This is a genomic window from Pseudomonas sp. GW823-FHT03E05, assembly GCF_058796855.1.
Map to the genome: position 1 here is coordinate 592027 of NZ_JBXAJB010000001.1, position 15230 is coordinate 607256.

12 protein-coding genes are annotated in these 15230 nt (G+C 65.5%); 5 read left to right on the forward strand and 7 right to left on the reverse strand.

What is annotated here, in order from left to right:
- Window positions 1–104: 104 nt before the first annotated feature.
- The 4 genes from poxB to AC1RCO_RS02710 form a co-directional block, all read right to left on the reverse strand.
- On the reverse strand, window positions 105–1850 hold the full coding sequence (gene poxB, locus AC1RCO_RS02695; protein ID WP_019094369.1) for a ubiquinone-dependent pyruvate dehydrogenase: 1746 nt from the start codon (window positions 1848–1850) through the stop codon (window positions 105–107).
- A gap of 118 nt (window positions 1851–1968) precedes the next feature.
- Window positions 1969–3033: an NAD(P)/FAD-dependent oxidoreductase gene (locus AC1RCO_RS02700; RefSeq protein ID WP_236204239.1), complete on the reverse strand. Its 1065-nt coding sequence runs from the start codon at window positions 3031–3033 to the stop codon at window positions 1969–1971.
- A 152-nt stretch (window positions 3034–3185) separates the two neighbouring features.
- Window positions 3186–4727, reverse strand: coding sequence for an MFS transporter (locus tag AC1RCO_RS02705; RefSeq protein WP_492617345.1), 1542 nt, complete (start codon window positions 4725–4727; stop codon window positions 3186–3188).
- Window positions 4724–5221 carry a GlcG/HbpS family heme-binding protein gene (locus AC1RCO_RS02710; protein ID WP_019094372.1) on the reverse strand — a complete coding sequence of 166 codons (498 nt, stop codon included), beginning with the start codon at window positions 5219–5221 and terminating at the stop codon, window positions 4724–4726. The genes AC1RCO_RS02705 and AC1RCO_RS02710 overlap by 4 nt, the downstream gene beginning before the upstream one ends.
- Before the next feature lie 104 nt (window positions 5222–5325).
- Between AC1RCO_RS02710 and AC1RCO_RS02715 the strand changes: the two genes are divergently transcribed.
- The 3 genes from AC1RCO_RS02715 to AC1RCO_RS02725 all read left to right on the forward strand — a co-directional run bounded on the left by AC1RCO_RS02715 (window position 5326) and on the right by AC1RCO_RS02725 (window position 8579).
- Complete coding sequence (locus AC1RCO_RS02715) at window positions 5326–6207, forward strand: LysR family transcriptional regulator (RefSeq protein ID WP_011061876.1); 882 nt, start codon at window positions 5326–5328, stop codon at window positions 6205–6207.
- A gap of 75 nt (window positions 6208–6282) precedes the next feature.
- On the forward strand, window positions 6283–6660 hold the full coding sequence (locus AC1RCO_RS02720; RefSeq protein ID WP_011061875.1) for a VOC family protein: 378 nt from the start codon (window positions 6283–6285) through the stop codon (window positions 6658–6660).
- A gap of 356 nt (window positions 6661–7016) precedes the next feature.
- Entirely contained in the window at window positions 7017–8579 is a 1563-nt protein-coding gene (locus AC1RCO_RS02725) for a TerC family protein (RefSeq protein WP_011061874.1), read from the forward strand.
- 31 nt (window positions 8580–8610) lie between these two features.
- Here AC1RCO_RS02725 and AC1RCO_RS02730 read toward each other — a convergent pair whose 3' ends face one another.
- The 3 genes from AC1RCO_RS02730 to AC1RCO_RS02740 form a co-directional block, all read right to left on the reverse strand.
- On the reverse strand, window positions 8611–9711 hold the full coding sequence (locus AC1RCO_RS02730) for a GGDEF domain-containing protein (protein WP_065364316.1): 1101 nt from the start codon (window positions 9709–9711) through the stop codon (window positions 8611–8613).
- Window positions 9712–9951: 240 nt separating this feature from the next.
- Window positions 9952–11103 carry a non-hydrolyzing UDP-N-acetylglucosamine 2-epimerase gene (wecB, locus tag AC1RCO_RS02735; RefSeq protein ID WP_492617346.1) on the reverse strand — a complete coding sequence of 384 codons (1152 nt, stop codon included), beginning with the start codon at window positions 11101–11103 and terminating at the stop codon, window positions 9952–9954.
- Between the two features lie 567 nt (window positions 11104–11670).
- Window positions 11671–12648, reverse strand: a complete 978-nt coding sequence (locus AC1RCO_RS02740) for a LysR substrate-binding domain-containing protein (protein WP_315868954.1) — start codon at window positions 12646–12648, stop codon at window positions 11671–11673.
- 136 nt (window positions 12649–12784) lie between these two features.
- On the opposite strand from AC1RCO_RS02740, the gene AC1RCO_RS02745 reads away from it, so the two are divergent.
- Window positions 12785–14086, forward strand: coding sequence for an NAD(P)/FAD-dependent oxidoreductase (locus AC1RCO_RS02745; RefSeq protein ID WP_015636032.1), 1302 nt, complete (start codon window positions 12785–12787; stop codon window positions 14084–14086).
- 51 nt (window positions 14087–14137) lie between these two features.
- Window positions 14138–15226 carry a polyamine ABC transporter substrate-binding protein gene (locus AC1RCO_RS02750; protein ID WP_015636031.1) on the forward strand — a complete coding sequence of 363 codons (1089 nt, stop codon included), beginning with the start codon at window positions 14138–14140 and terminating at the stop codon, window positions 15224–15226.
- Window positions 15227–15230: the final 4 nt, after the last annotated feature.

Below are 15230 nucleotides of genomic sequence, written 5' to 3' on the forward strand. Positions count from 1 at the left end.
CAATGCCACCCTCGATGGATGCTACTGCCACCCTTTTCATGGACACAGGCCTCTAATGTGGGTGCATTAGAGGCTGCGATGGCATGCCCGGGGGTAGAGCCTTTCTAGGTGATCTTGAACCAACTGTCCTTGAGCCAATTGGTCTTGGCCAGTTCGATCACCTCGTCGCCACGCCCGCTCATCACCGCCTTGAGCATGTACAGGCTGAAGCCCTTGGCCTGTTCCAGCTTGATGGCCGGCGGCATGGCCAGTTCCTGGGTGGCGGTGACCACGTCCACCAGCACCGGGCCGTCATGGGCCAGGGCGGTGCGCAGGGCGCCTTCCAGTTCTTCGGAGTTTTCCACCCGCAGGCCGAGAATGCCCATGGCGTTGGCCATGGCGGCAAAGTCCGGGTTGTGCAGGTCGGTGCCGGTGTCCAGGTAGCCGGCGGATTTCATTTCCATGGCGACAAAACCCAGGGAGGCGTTGTCGTAGACCACGATCTTCACCGGCAGCTTGAGCTGGGCCAGGGAGATGAAGTCGCCCATCAGCATGCTGAAGCCGCCATCGCCGGACAGCGAGATCACCTGGCGCTGGGGGAAGGCGGCCTGGGCGCCCATGGCCTGGGGCATGGCGTTGGCCATGGAGCCGTGGTTGAAAGAGCCCAGCAGGCGCCGCTGGCCGTTCATTTTCAGGTAGCGCGCGGCCCACACCGTGGGGGTGCCGACGTCGGCAGTGAAGATGGCGTCTTCGTCTGCCAGTTCGCTGAGCAGCCGGGTCAGGTACTGCGGGTGGATCGGCCGGCCAGCGGGCGAGGGCTGGGCCAGGTCGTCCAGGCCCTGGCGCGCCTTGGCGTAGTGCTTGAGGGATTCTTCGAGAAAGCGGCGGTCGCCCTTATAGGGCAGGCGCGGCAGCAGTGCGGCGAGGGTTTCGCCGACGTCGGCGGCGATCCCCAGGTCCAGCGGCACTCGCCGGCCCAGGGCCTGGGGGTTGCGGTCGATCTGTATGACGCAGGCGTCGCTGGGGTAGAACTGGCGATAGGGAAAGTCGGTGCCGAGCATCACCAGGGTGTCGCAGTTGAGCATGGCGTGGTAGCCGGAGCTGAAGCCGATCAGGCCGGTCATGCCGACGTCGAAGGGGTTGTCCCATTCCACATGCTCTTTGCCGCGCAAGGCATGCACCACCGGTGCGCCGAGGGCATCGGCCAGGGCCACCACCTGATCGTGGGCGCCGGCGCAGCCGCTGCCGCAGAGCAGGGTCACGGCCTTGCTCTGGCTCAGCAACTCCACCAGTTTGTCCAGGTCGTGGGGGGCGGGCAGGGTGCGCGGTGCGTGCAGGGCCGGCCATGGCTTGCTGGCGGCGGGTACCTGCTGCAGGGCCACGTCGCCGGGGATCACCACCACCGCCACGCCGCGGTTGAGGATCGCGCTGCGCATGGCCCGGTGCAGCACCTCGGGCATCTGCGCCGGGTTGCTCACCAGTTCGACGAAGTGGCTGCACTCCTTGAACAGCTCCTGAGGGTGGGTTTCCTGAAAATAGTCGAGGCCGATCTCCGAGGAGGGGATCTGTGCGGCGATGGCCAGTACCGGCACATGGTTGCGGTGACAGTCGAACAGGCCATTGATCAGGTGCAGGTTGCCCGGCCCGCAGCTGCCGGCGCACACCGCCAGTTGCCCGGTGGTGGCGGCTTCGGCGCCGGCGGCAAAGGCGGCCACCTCTTCGTGGCGCACATGCATCCACTCGATGGTCTGCATGCTGTGCAGAGCGTCGGTGAGGCCGTTGAGGCTGTCGCCGGTCAGCCCCCAGATACGCTTGACCCCGGCCTGTTCAAGGGTGGTTGCCAGTTGCTGGGCGATGGTGATGTTCGCCATGAAGAGCTCCTGCGGTCCGCTTAAGAAGTCGTGCAATCAAAAGAGGACAACAGGCGAGGGCGGATGATTCCGTGAAATCTTGCAGGCCCTGCCGCGGTGTGGCGACAGGGGCTGGTGTTCAGGCGAAGCGTGCCGGTCGGCAGGCGGCCAGTTCGGCGCAGGTTTGCCCGTGCAGCAGTTCCTGGCTGATCAGGCGCGCCACCGTGGGGGCCAGGGTCACTCCGGCGTGCATCACCGCCAGGTACAGGCCCTGGTAGCGGGTGCTGGGGCCGATGATCGGCAGTTGGTCCCCGGGCATCGGCCGCAGGCCAACTTCCACGCTGCGCAAGGTGATGGCCTGGGCGCCACGGAACAGCTGGCGGATGCTGGCCAGGGCCTGTTGCGCGATGGCCTCGGGCCCCAGTGGACCCTGGGCATCGATATAGTCCTCGGCCAGCAGCAGGCTGCCGTCCGCCGCTTCGCGGATTTCCAGCTGGCTGTTGGAGACCAGGGTCTTGACCAGGCCCGGTGGCGCATTGACGCGGATCAGGATCGACGGCGAGGCCTGCACCGGCAACTGAATACCCAGGGGCGCGAGCAGGGCCGGGGTGGCGCAGCCGCTGGCGAGCAGCACCTGGTCGGCACGGTGGAGCCCGGCGGCGGTGTTTACCCCGAGTACCCGCTGGCCTTCGACCCGCAAGCCAAGTACCCGGGTCTGGTCGAACACCCGGGCGCCGTGGGTGCAGGCCGCATCGAGCAGGGTGCGGGTGGCGGCCACCGGGTCCAGGCTGCCTTCGCCGGATGCATAGCGGGCACGCTCCGGCAGCACTTGCAGGTGGGGTTCCAGTTGGGCAACGCCGGCCCGGTCCAGCCACCGGGTCGAGGCCTCGGCGGTTGGCTCGTCGGTATCTGGCGCTTGCTGGTCGGCCGCGCCGTAGGTCAGCGCGCCGGACCAGCGGATCTGCAAGGCCGGCAGTTCGTGCTGCAGGCGGCGGTAGTCTGCCAGCGCCTGGGCCCGCAGGGCGCGGGCGGCTGCCGGGAACTCGCCGTGGGGGTTGATCCAGGCAAAGGAGTGGCGGGTGACGCCCGAGCCCGGGCTGTCCTGTTCCAGCACGGTCACCTGCGCGCCCTGGCGGGCCAGGTGGTAGGCAATGGCGGCGCCGACAATCCCGGCGCCCACCACGATCACGCTTGAAGGCTTCACGCTCACCTCGTTATCCATTCAATGGGGCGTTGCGAAGGGCGCACCTTAACCGTGGCGGATTGCCCCAGCAATTGAACGAGTGTTGTGAAATTGCAAGCGGGCGGGCCAGGACCGCTGCCGCAGGCGCGGCAGCGGTTTGTGCAGTGCCTGGGCTATTGCAGCTTCAGCGTCAGCCCCGACGCCTGGGGCAGTGGATTGCGCATCAGCCGGCCCACCACCAGGGCGCCGAGCAGGGCGAGCATCCCGGCCACCGTCAGCACCAGGCCGAAACCACCGACAAAGGCCTGCCGGGCCAGGGGCTCGACCAGGGCCCGGGCATCGGGCGGCAAGCCGGCCATCGCGCCCTGCATATCCCCGGCCACCACCCGTGAGGCAATCTCCGGTGCCTGCTCCAGCCAGTGCCCGGGCACGGTGTGCAGGCTGCCCTGCAAGAGCTGCTGGGTATGGCTGGCCAGCAGCGCACCGAACACCCCGATGGCCAGCATGATGGCGCTAAAGCGCATGGTGGTGCTCATGCCCGAGGCCATGCCGGTGCGTTCCCGCGGCACGCAGGCCATGATGTTTTTCTGCGTGTCGCCATTGAGCAATCCGGCCCCGGCGCCGGTCACGGCGATTGCCAGGGCGAAGTTCAGGTAGCCCCCGGCGTGTACCGCCCAGGCGCTGAGCAGGTTGCCGCAGCCCACCAGGGTCAGCCCTGCGGCCATCAGCGTGGCCGGCGCATAGCGCCCGGCCAGGCGTGCGCCGATCCGCGGGCAGATGAGCATGGTCAGGGCGAAGGGCAGCATGCCCAGGCCCGAGGCGATGGCCGAGAAGCCCAGGCCGTTCTGCAGGTAGAAGGGCAGCAGCGTCATCATCACCTGGGCACAGCCGGCGTAGGCGAACATGCCCAGCAGGGCGCCGATGAAGCGCGGGTGGCGGAACAGTTGCAGGTCCACCATGGGCCGGCTTTGCAGCCGCTCGATCAGCACGAACAGCCCCAGCAGCGCCACGCCTGCCAGCAGGCGGGTGGTGGTCGCCGGGTGGCTCCAGCCGATGCGGTTGGCCTCGATCAGGCCCCAGATCAGGCACAGCAGGCTGGCGCTGAAGGCCAGGCTGCCCCAGGGGTCGAGGCGCGCCGCCTGGGTATCCCGGGATTCCGGCACGTTGCGTAGCACACTCCACAGCAGCAACGCACCCACCGGCAGGTTGAAGTAGAAGATCCAGCGCCAGCCGAAGTACTCGGTGATCAGCCCGCCGACCGTGGGCGCGGCAGTCATGGCCATGCCCATGCAGGCGCCCCAGAAGGCCCAGGCCTTGGCCCGTTCCACTTCGTCGTGGAAGGTATGGCCGATGGAGGCCAGGGCCGAGGTCAGCAGCAGCGCCGCGCCCACCCCCTTGAGCGCCCGGGCGATGTCCAGCAGCAGGGCGTTGGGCGCCGCGCCGCAGCCCAGGGAGGCGAGGATGAACAGGCCCAGGCCGCAGAGCAGGGTGCGCTTGCGGCCGAAGCGGTCGGCCAGGCTGCCGGCGGGCAGCAGCAGGGCGGCGAAGGCCAGCATGTAGGCGCTGACCACCCACTCGATATCGGCGAAGTTGGCCCCCAGGTCACGGGCGATGCTCGGCAGCGCCACGGCGACGATGTTGGTGTCCAGAACGATCAGCGAACAGACCCCGGATGCGGTGAGCAGGGTCAGGCGCGGGTTGACGGAGCGGTTCATTGCGTGGCCTGCCGACTGAGGGTGGCGAGGGCGGCCAGGGCGATTTCATCGTCGTGGGCCGGGGTGTCGGCACTGACCCCGATGGCGCCGATCACCTGGCCGTCGACGATGATCGGCTGGGCGCCTTTCATCATCACCAGGCCGGCGCTGAGGGCGGCGGGGCGGCCGCCATTGACGGCGTTTTCCAGATCCCCGGAGGGCCGCTTGAACAATGCCGAGGTGCGTGCCTTGCCCTGGGCCAGCTCGACTCCGGCCACCACTGGGGCGCCGTCCATGCGCGCGCCCAGTATCGGCCAGCCGCCGTCGTCGACGATTGCCACGGCGCAGGGCCAGCCCTTGGCCTGGGCGGTTTGCTGGGCGGCCCTGAGCAGGCGCTGGGCGTTGTCCAGGGTAAGGATTGCCTTGTGGGCAATGACGGGGCGGCTGTCCTCGGCGGCCGCGGTCTGCAGCACGCAGCAGGTGATCATTGCCAGAAACAGGGGTTTGACGCGCATGGCAGAAGCTCTCTACTGTGAAGGTTCGCTCAGCTTATCCCGGCCTTTCGCGGTCTTTGTTAGCTGCTGGCGACCAGTTCATTACCTTTGAGCTAATGCCCATCATGGAAATTCGTCACTTTCGCTACTTCCTGGCGGTGGCCCGGCAGCGCAATTTCACCCGCGCCGCCGAGCAATTGGGGATTGCCCCGCCCACCCTGAGCCGGCAGATCCAGGACATGGAGAACACCCTTGGCACCCGGCTGTTCCTGCGCCAGCAACGCGAGGTCAGCCTGACCGAGGCCGGCGCCACCCTGCTGCTGGAAGCCGAGGCCACGGTGCGCCAGTTCGAGTTTGCCCAGCGCAATGCCCAGCGTGCCGGGCGCGGCGAGATCGGCCATATCGAACTGGGCTATGTGGCCTCGGCGGTGTATTGCGGGCTGTTGCAGAAACAGGTGCAGGGCTTTGGCCGCGACTGCCCGGACGTCAGCCTCAACGTGCGGGAGTGCCCGATGGCGACGCTGCCGGCGCGGATTGCCGATGGTCGCCTGGACGTGGGCTACATTCGCTCGCCCATGACGTTGCCGGAAGGGGTCGAGGCCATTCGCCTGGACGCCGAGGGCTTTGTCCTGGCGCTGTCCGATGAATCCTGGCTGTGCCGCCTGCCGCAGATCGCCTCCGAACACCTGCTCAATGAAACCTTCATTCTTCCGGAGCAGATCAGCGGCACCTTGCAGGTGGCGGCCCAGGGTGCCTACGCCCCCAAGCTGGGCCCCCAGCCCGGCGGCCTGGTGGCGGTACTGGCCCTGGTGTCCCTGGGGCAGGGCGTGGCAGTGGTGCCGGAGTCGGTGGTGGGCCACATCAGCCTGCCCCATGTGCTGTACCGGCCGATTGGCGGCAGCTCGGCGACGTCCTGGCTGTCGCTGATCCACCGGCGTTTCGAGCAGGCACCGGCGGTGGTGCGCTACATCGAGCAGGTACGGCGCGAGTACCGCGGCAAAGCCTGATGGGGCATGTTCAAGCGGCGGCCCGGGTCGCATAATCCCCGGGCCATTCCTTTCGCTTCAGGAGCTGCGTCTTCGATGATCGACCACCTTGACCACCTGGTACTGACCACCATCGACCCGATTGCCGCCGAGGATTTCTACGTCCGCGTGCTGGGCATGCAACTGGAAACCTTTGCCGGCGGGCGCAAGGCCTTCAAGTACGGCAACCAGAAGATCAACCTGCATGTGCGCGGCCAGGAGTTCGAACCCAAGGCCCACCTGCCGGTGCCGGGGGCGCTGGATTTGTGCTTCATCGCCAGCGTGCCCCTGGAACAGGTGATTGCCCATCTGCAACAGGCCAACTGGCCGATCATCGAAGGGCCGGTGCCGCGCACCGGCGCCACCGGCCCGATCCGTTCGGTGTACCTGCGGGACCCGGACCTGAACCTGATCGAGATTTCCGAGCAGTTGTAGCGGTGCCGGCCTGCGTCAGAGACGCGGGCCGGATAAAATCTTGTAATGATTTCCCGCTGGGGAATCGGCTCGCCCTCCCTGTAATCTCCAAGTCCGTTTTTTCCTTCAGGACTTGCATGAACACGCTCTCGGAGCCCCCCAGTCGGCGCTCTTTCCTCGCTTTGCCCCATGACTTCTCGCGCCATCCGGCGGCCCTGAGCCCCAGACGCTCAGGCAGCCATTCTCCCGGTTGCACTTGCCTGGCACTTGCCACTTCCTGCCTTTATTCGCCCGTACCCGAGGTTTTGCAGCCCCTGCACCTTGGCGCTGCGTCGCGCCTGGCCGTTTGAATTTTCCGGAGCACTTGAGTCGTCGTTATGGAATGGATCGCAGACCCCACGGCCTGGCTTGGCCTTTTGACCCTGATCGTCCTGGAGCTGGTGCTGGGCATCGACAACCTGGTGTTTATCGCCATCCTCGCGGACAAGCTGCCGCCCGAGCAGCGCGACCGTGCGCGGATCATCGGCCTGTCCCTGGCGTTGTTGATGCGCCTGGGCCTGCTGGCCAGCATCTCGTGGATGGTGACCCTGACCCAGCCGCTGTTCGAGGTCTTCGAGCACAGCTTCTCGGGGCGTGACCTGATCATGCTGTTCGGTGGTGTGTTCCTGCTGTTCAAGGCCACCATGGAGTTGCATGAACGCCTGGAGGGCCATGTCAGCCAGCGCGCCGGCAGTACCACTTACGCCTTGTTCTGGCCGATCGTGGCGCAGATCGTGGTGCTCGATGCGGTGTTCTCCCTGGACGCGGTGATCACCGCGGTGGGCATGGTCGAGCACCTGTCGGTGATGATGATCGCGGTGGTGGTGTCCATCGGCGTGATGATCGTCGCCAGCAAGCCGCTGACTCGTTTCGTCAACGCGCACCCGACGGTGATCATGCTGTGCCTGGGCTTCTTGATGATGATCGGCTTCAGCCTGACCGCCGAAGGCTTGGGTTTCCATATTCCCAAGGGTTACCTGTATGCGGCCATCGGCTTCTCGATCCTGATCGAGGTGTTCAACCAGATCGCCCGGGCCCGGCGCAAGAAATCCATGCAGGGCCTGCGGCCGATGCGCGAGCGCACGGCCTATGCGGTGATGCGCCTGCTGGGTGGGCGCAGGCTGGCGGCGGAAGAAGTGGGCGAGGAAATTGCCGACTTGCTGGAAACTGATGAGGCCCCCAGCAGCGAGCTGTTCGACCGCCGTGAGCGGGTGATGATCAGTGGTGTACTGCAACTGGCGGAGCGGCCGATCCGCAGCCTGATGACGGTGCGTGCCGAGGTCGACTGCATCGACCTTACGGACAGCCCGGAGAGTATTCGTACCAAGCTGATGCATTCTTCGTACTCGCGCCTGCCGCTGATTCGCGATGGCGCGGTGGATGAGCCTTTGGGCTTCGTGCACAAGAAGGAACTGCTCAAGGAGTACCTGGCGGGCAGCGAGCCGAACCTTGAGCATCTGGCGCGCAAGACCATCAACCTGCTGGACAGCTTTTCGATCCTCAACGCCCTGGAACAGATGCGCCAGGCGTCCACCCACATTGCCTTTGTGATCAACGAATTCGGTGACTTCATGGGCATCCTGACCATGACCGACATTCTCGAATCCATTGCCGGCGAGCTGCCGGATGCCAGCGAGATCGAAGGCCCGGATGTGATCGAAGAAGAGGGCGGGTTCCTGGTCAATGGTGCGCTGAACCTGCCTCAGGTACGCCAGCGGACCGGCTTCGGCGCTGAACCCACCGAGGACTACCAGACCCTGGCCGGTCTGGTGATGAGCCTGCTGGACCGCCTGCCGGTCAAGGGCGATCGGGTGGAGTGGGCAGGCTGGAGCCTGCAGGTCAGGGCAGTGGAAGAGCGCCGGGTAACCCAGGTGCTGCTGTCGCGCAGGAGCGTGGACTGACACTGGGGCCTCTTCGCTGGCAAGCCAGCTCCTACGCGGGTGGTGCGGGCCTGGCGGCTGGATGGAAGGTGTAGCGATCCTTGCCGCCGTGCTTGGATTCGTACAGCGCCTGGTCGGCCTTGATCAGGGCCTGGTTCAGGGTTTCGCCAGGCTCGACCCGGGCCAGGCCCATGCTGATGGTCACCGGGTGCCGGGTCGGCTGGTCGCGCACCACCTGGCACAGTCGCGCGGCCAGCGCCTCCACATCCGCGCGGGGCACGTCGGCCAGGTAGATGGCGAACTCCTCGCCGCCCAGGCGGGCATAGTCGAAATCCCTCATCACTCCCTTGATATCGGCGGCGATGCGTTTGAGCACTTCGTCGCCGATGTCATGCCCGTGCACATCGTTGACCTTCTTGAAGTTGTCGATGTCGACCATCGCCAGGTAATGGTCGTGCTCCCGGGGCAGAGCCTGCAGGCGCTGGCCGGCGCGGGCCATGAACGAGCGGCGGTTGGGGATCTCGGTGAGGGTGTCGAGGTAGGCCTGGTCCAGCAGCAACTTGGACATGATGTAGTTGTGCAGCCGGGCCCGGCGCAGGGTGATGAAGCTGTAGAGGGTCAATGCGCTGAGGAACAATGCGTACACCAGCACCAGCAGCCCCTTGAGTTCCTGCAGGGTGGTGCTGGTGCGCCAGAACGGATTGAGCACCAGCCAGGTGATGAAGATGGCGCTGACGAACGACCAGCGTCGCAGAGGCATCACCGAGGCGCCGTAGAGCATGCTCGACGCCCCGAGAATCAGCCAGACCGGGCGCTGGTCGATGGGCAGCCCCTCGATCACCAGGCGCACGCCGATGGTTATGGTCAGCACGAACAGCAGGTTGACCCACTGGAAGTGCCGGTCCTGGCGGGTGAAGCCGAGGATGATGGTGGTGAAGGACAGAATGCTCAGAAAGACCATCGAATAGGCGGTAAAGCCCTGCTGCCCGGGAAAGCTGACGATCAGGTCGAAGATCAGCCAGATCAGGATGCTGGCGGTGTAGATCAGGACGCAGAAGCTGCGCAGGCGTTCGAAATCATGTTGCGCGAATTCAAGCTTCAAGGCCGCTGGAGCGGCCTGTTTGAGCACTTGTTCTTCAAGGGTTCTGAACATCGCGGGCCTTGGATGTGAGCTGATGATCCAGCAGCGGCTTGCCCCAGGGGCGATAGCGCAGGGAGAACACCGCGCCGGGGTTGGAGGGGGCGCGACGATCCGCTGCTTGAAAGTGTAGGTCGTCCAGTTCAATCGGCAGGTACCTGCCAGTGACCGGTAGCTTCCAGTTCTCGCACAGAGTGTGGAGCCATATGGCCAACTGGACGTTTTGCGACTGCGGGCTGCGGGGGATGCCCGGGCTCATGCCGGAGTACGGGGGGCTTGGGCCTCCAGCCAGGTGCACAGGCGGCGGGCGATGTGTTCGCTGGCGCGGCCGTCACCGTAGGGGCTGTAAACGCGGCTCATGCGGGCATGCAGCTGTGCATCGTCCAGCAGTTCGCTGGCGTGGTGCACGATGCGCTCGCGATCGGTGCCCACCAGCAGCACGGTGCCGCCTTCCAGCACCGACGGCCGCTCGGTGACCTCGCGCAGCACCAGCAAGGGCTTGCCGATGGCCGGGGCCTCTTCCTGGACGCCGCCGGAGTCGCTGAGGATGAAGTGCGAACGTCCCATCAGCCAGACAAAATGCTGATAGTCCTGGGGCGCTACCAGGTAGATGTTCGGCTTGTTCGAGAGCAGGCCGTACACCGCGTTCTGCACCTGGGGGTTGAGGTGTACCGGGTACACGAACTGCACGTCCGGGTAGCGCTCGGCCAGGGTTGCCAGGGCTTTGCAGATATCGCGGAAACCGTCACCGAAGTTCTCCCGGCGGTGGCCGGTGATCAGCACCATGCGCCGGCTGTCGTCGAGCACCGCCAGGGGCGAGTTGGCCGCGGGGCGCCAGTGGGTGTGCTTCTGCCGGTTGCGCATCCACAGTAGCGCGTCGATCACCGTGTTGCCGGTGACCTCGATGTTTTCAGCGGGCACGTTTTCCCGCAGCAGGTTGGTTGCGGACCTGGCGGTCGGGGTGAAGTGCAGGTCGGCGATGACCCCGGTCAGGCGCCGGTTGGCTTCTTCGGGCCAGGGTGCCTGGAGGTTGCCAGTGCGCAGGCCGGCCTCGACGTGGCCAATGGGCAACTGCCGGTTGAAGGCGGCGAGGGCGGCGATAAAACTGGTGGTGGTGTCGCCATGGACCAGCACGATGTTCGGTTTCAGGCGCTCGTAGCTGGTGTCCAGGTGGATCAGCAGTTGCTGCGACAAGCCGTTGAGGGTCTGGCCCTGGGTCATCAATTGCAGGTCCACATCGACCTCGAGCTCAAAGGCGTCGAGTACCTGTTTGAGCATTTCCCGGTGCTGGCCGGTGGAACAGATGTGCAGCTCGATACCTGGCCAGTGCCTTAGAACCCGAGCCAGTGGTGCCATCTTGATCGCCTCAGGACGTGTACCGAAAACCATCATGACCTTGAACGACATGGACCCTCCCTGGGATTGTGAAAACCGGACCTGGCGTTGAGATCAAAGCAGTCAGGATCACTCTTGTCCAACCAGGAGTGCAGGCGCTGATAGCGCTCAGGTTCGCGGTTTAGCGGGAAAAGGGGGATTGCATTGATTCCGGAGGCAGCAGGTTTCTCGGCGGAAAGAAAACACTGGGCGCAATGCAAGATGATGTTGCGCAGTTCGGCTGCCCGTTAAGAAGAGTCAGGCTGATTTAAGCCATTAAATTGACGCTAATACCATTTGTCGGGAGGCTTTTAATCAGGCTTAGAGGCTCGTGTCAAAATGACGTCGCGCGCTGCTAGAATGCGCGCCATGACTCACCCCGAGAGTGAGTGTGTTGATGACTGCCTGGTTCGTGGAGTGATGCTGTGGGTCGTGCTTTAGCGGTGTATGTAGTGGGGATGGCCCTGGTGCTGGCGTGTTTTGCCTGGGCAATGGTGACGCTCTACAGCTGAGCGCCGGCGGCGCTCGAGCTTTCCCGGGCTGTGTTCATCGGCCCTTCAGTGTTTTTTTTCGGCCCATGAGCAGCAGGGCCTGGTCCAGTCATTCAGCCTGGGATTTACTGCCACCCAGGGTGGGCAGGGCTGCTGCAATCGCCCCAGCCAGGCCTCGTGCCGCGGGCAGATCCCGTTCGGCTGCCTGAGCCTGGAACCAGTTCAATACGGTTTCGCAGGCCGGATGCGCGGCGCCGCTGTCGCGTAGCCACAGGGCATAGACCCCGCCGGTCTTGAGCGCCTGGCCAAAGGGGATCAGCAGGCTGCCCCGGGCAATCGAGTCCTGGGCCAGGATCAGGTCCGTCATGGCCACCCCCAGCCCCCGGGCTGCGGCGTCCAGGGCCAGGTCGTCGAGGTTGAACAGCAGATGCTTGTAGCTGTGGGGCGTCTGGTCGTCCTGGGCCTGCAGCCAGGCGGTCCATTCCTGGCGGCTGGTAGAACCGTGGATCAGCGCGTGCCCGGCCAGTTCCTCCAGGGAGCGCGGCGGCAATTGCCCGTCACTGAGCGTTGGGGCACACACCGGTACCAGGTATTCGTCGAACAGCGGGGTCAGCGGCCGCTCGTCCAGGCCTTCCGGCAGGTACAGCACATAGGCGTCGCAATCGCCGCCGGGGTCTACCGTGGCCCCGCCCACGGTCTCGATCGACAGGCACAGCCCGGGGTTGGCGGCGTAGAAACCGCTGAGCCGCGGCAGCAACCAGCGCACCGCCAGGGAGACAAAGATGCGGATGCGAAACGGCCGGTCCAGGGGCGCCGGGGCCAGGCGTTCCTGCAGGGAGCCGAGGGACCTCAGGACTTGGGTGGCCACCGTGCAGACATCGCGCCCCTGTTCGGTCAGCGAGACCCTTCGGCTGCTGCGCTCGAACAGGCTGACCCCATAGTGCTCCTCCAGTTGCTGGATCTGCCGGCTCACCGCGCTTTGGGTCAGGTGCAGGCGCGCCGCGGACTCGGTGAAGCTGTGGGTCTGGGCCACGCTGACCAGGGTCTGCAGGGCCTGCAACGAGGGCAGTCGAAGAGGGTTATCCATGCGTTTTCCGAATAGATGGATGAATTAATAACGTTCGAAATAAAGCCGTCATATCCATAGATTGTGGGCATGTGGCGCCGGGTTGAGTGTTCTGTTGAATGCTCCGGGCGCATGGATTGTGCAGGAGTGACAGGCTTTGAACAATGTATGTGGCTGGATCGCCCTGGCAGGGCAGACTTCCCAGCGGCCAACCCTCAAGGGCCTACAGAAAGCCGACTGGCTGATCATTGGCGGTGGCATCACCGGCCTCTCGGCGGCCCATGCCCTGGCGCGGATGTTGCCCCAGCAACGCATCGTCCTGCTGGATCGCCAGCGGGCGGCCCAGGGGGCTTCGGCGCGCAACTCGGGGTTTGTGGTCAGCCATGAATTGCCCGGCGCCGATGAGTTGCTGGGCCGGCCCGGCCACTCGGCCTATCAGCTTGCCTGCGGCATCGGCATCGCTGCCGGTGAAGAGGTGCGCCGGCGCATTGACGAGTTGGGCATCGAGTGCGAGTTCGACGCTGGCGGCTATCACTTCGCCGTGCACCAGGGGCAGCACTTGCAGGACAGCGGCGCCCGAGTCGCTACCCTGAATGCCGCGGGCGCCCAGGCCCAGTACCTGGAAGGCGCGGCCTTGCAGCAGCGCCTGGGCAGCGGCTTCTACCAGCGGGCCATCCACTGCGCCGGTGGCAACGCGCTGCTGCAGCCGGCCAAATACGTCAAGGGCCTGCTGGAGCGCCTGCCGGAGCGGGTGGAGGTGTTCGAGAACAGCCCGGTGCAGGACCTGCAGCCTCTGCCGGGCCGGGGCTGGCGGGCGGTGACCGGGGAGGGCGAGATCCAGGCGCCCCAGGTGCTGGCCTGTGTCGGTGCCTTTCTGCCCCGGCTCGGAGTCCGGCACAGCCGCACCTTCCCCCTGGAGCTGAGCGCCAGCATCACCCGGCCCCTGCAGGAAGATCACTGGCAGAGGCTGCTGGATGAGCAGGGCTGGGGCGTGCTCTCCACCTTGCCCGGGGCGGCCACGGTGCGCCTGTTGCCCGGGCGCCGCCTGCTGATGCGCAACACCGTCGAGTATCGCCAGCGCGATCTCGGCCCGGCGCAGTTGGCGGTGCGCCGCCAGGAACACCTGCGGGGCCTGCAAAAGCGCTTTCCCGGCATTACCGATACCGACCTGCAATACACCTGGACCGGGCACCTGAGCGGCACCCGTTCCGGCGAGCCGTACTTCAGCCGGGTCGCCGAAGGCCTGCACGCGGTGGCCGGCTGCAACGGCTCGGGGGTGGCCCGGGGCACCCTGTGGGGCCGGCTGCTGGTGGAAATGGCCGCCGGCTGCGACTCCTCGCTGCTGCGGGACGTGCTGTCCCAGGCCCGGCCCGGCTACCTGCCACCCCGACCGTTTTTCGACATTGGAGCAAGCTTGCGCATGGGCTGGGAAGTGCAGCGCGCGCGACACGAACGTTAACCGTCGCGGCGAATGAAACGCCGCAATAATAAGAGCACAGAGGGCGGCAACATGATCAATCGCACCACTACGGCACTTTTATCCCTGGCCTTGTGCGCCGCAAGCGTCCAGGCGGCCGAGACCGTGAGCATCGCCAACTGGAGCGGCTATATCGCTCCGGACACCCTGGCCCAGTTCACCCAGCGCACCGCAATCCAGACTACCTACGACGTGATCGACAGCAACGAGACCACCGAGGCCAAGCTGATGACCGGCGGCAGCGGCTATGACCTGGCCAGCCCGTCCAACCACTTTCTGCCGCGGCTGATCCAGGCCGGGGCGATCCAGCCCCTGGATCGCAGCAAGCTGCCCAACTGGAACAACCTCGATCCCAAGCTGATGAAGCTGCTGGAAACCAGCGACCCGGGCAATAGGTACGGCATTCCCTATATGTGGGTGACCGTGGGCATCGGCTACAACGTCGACAAGATCAAGGCGATCTTCGGCGACACCGATGTCACCCAGTCCTGGCAGCTGCTGTTCAAGCCGGAGAACATCCAGAAGCTCAAGCAGTGCGGCGTGGCCTTTCTCGACAACCCGACACAGATGGTGCCCATCACCCTCAATGCCCTGGGCCTGGACCCCCACAGCGAACAGCCGGCGGACCTGAAAAAGGCCGAAGCGGCGCTGCAGGCGATCCGCCCCTCGATCCTCTACTTCCACCAGGCCAAGTACGTCAGCGACCTGGCCAACGGCAACATCTGCGTGGCCGTGGGTTTCAGCGGCGACGTGCTGCAAGCCATGGCCACCGCGCAGCAGGCAAAAAACGGCGTGAACCTCGGCTACAGCATCCCCAGGGAAGGCTCCACCGTGGCCATGGACATGGTGGTGATTCCCAGGAACGCCCCGCACCTGGACAACGCCTACGCCTACCTGAACTACCTGCTGGACCCAAAGGTGATCGCCAACATCAGCAACTTCGTGCAGTACGCCAACGGCAATGCGGCGTCCTTGCCCTACATCGAACCGCAGTTGCGCAGCAACCCGGCGGCCTACCCGCCGCAGTCGGTGCTCGATACGCTGTTCCCGATCAAGACCATGACCCCGGCCGGCATGCGCCTGAGCACTCGCCTGTGGACCCGGGTCGTCAGTGGCACATGAGGAG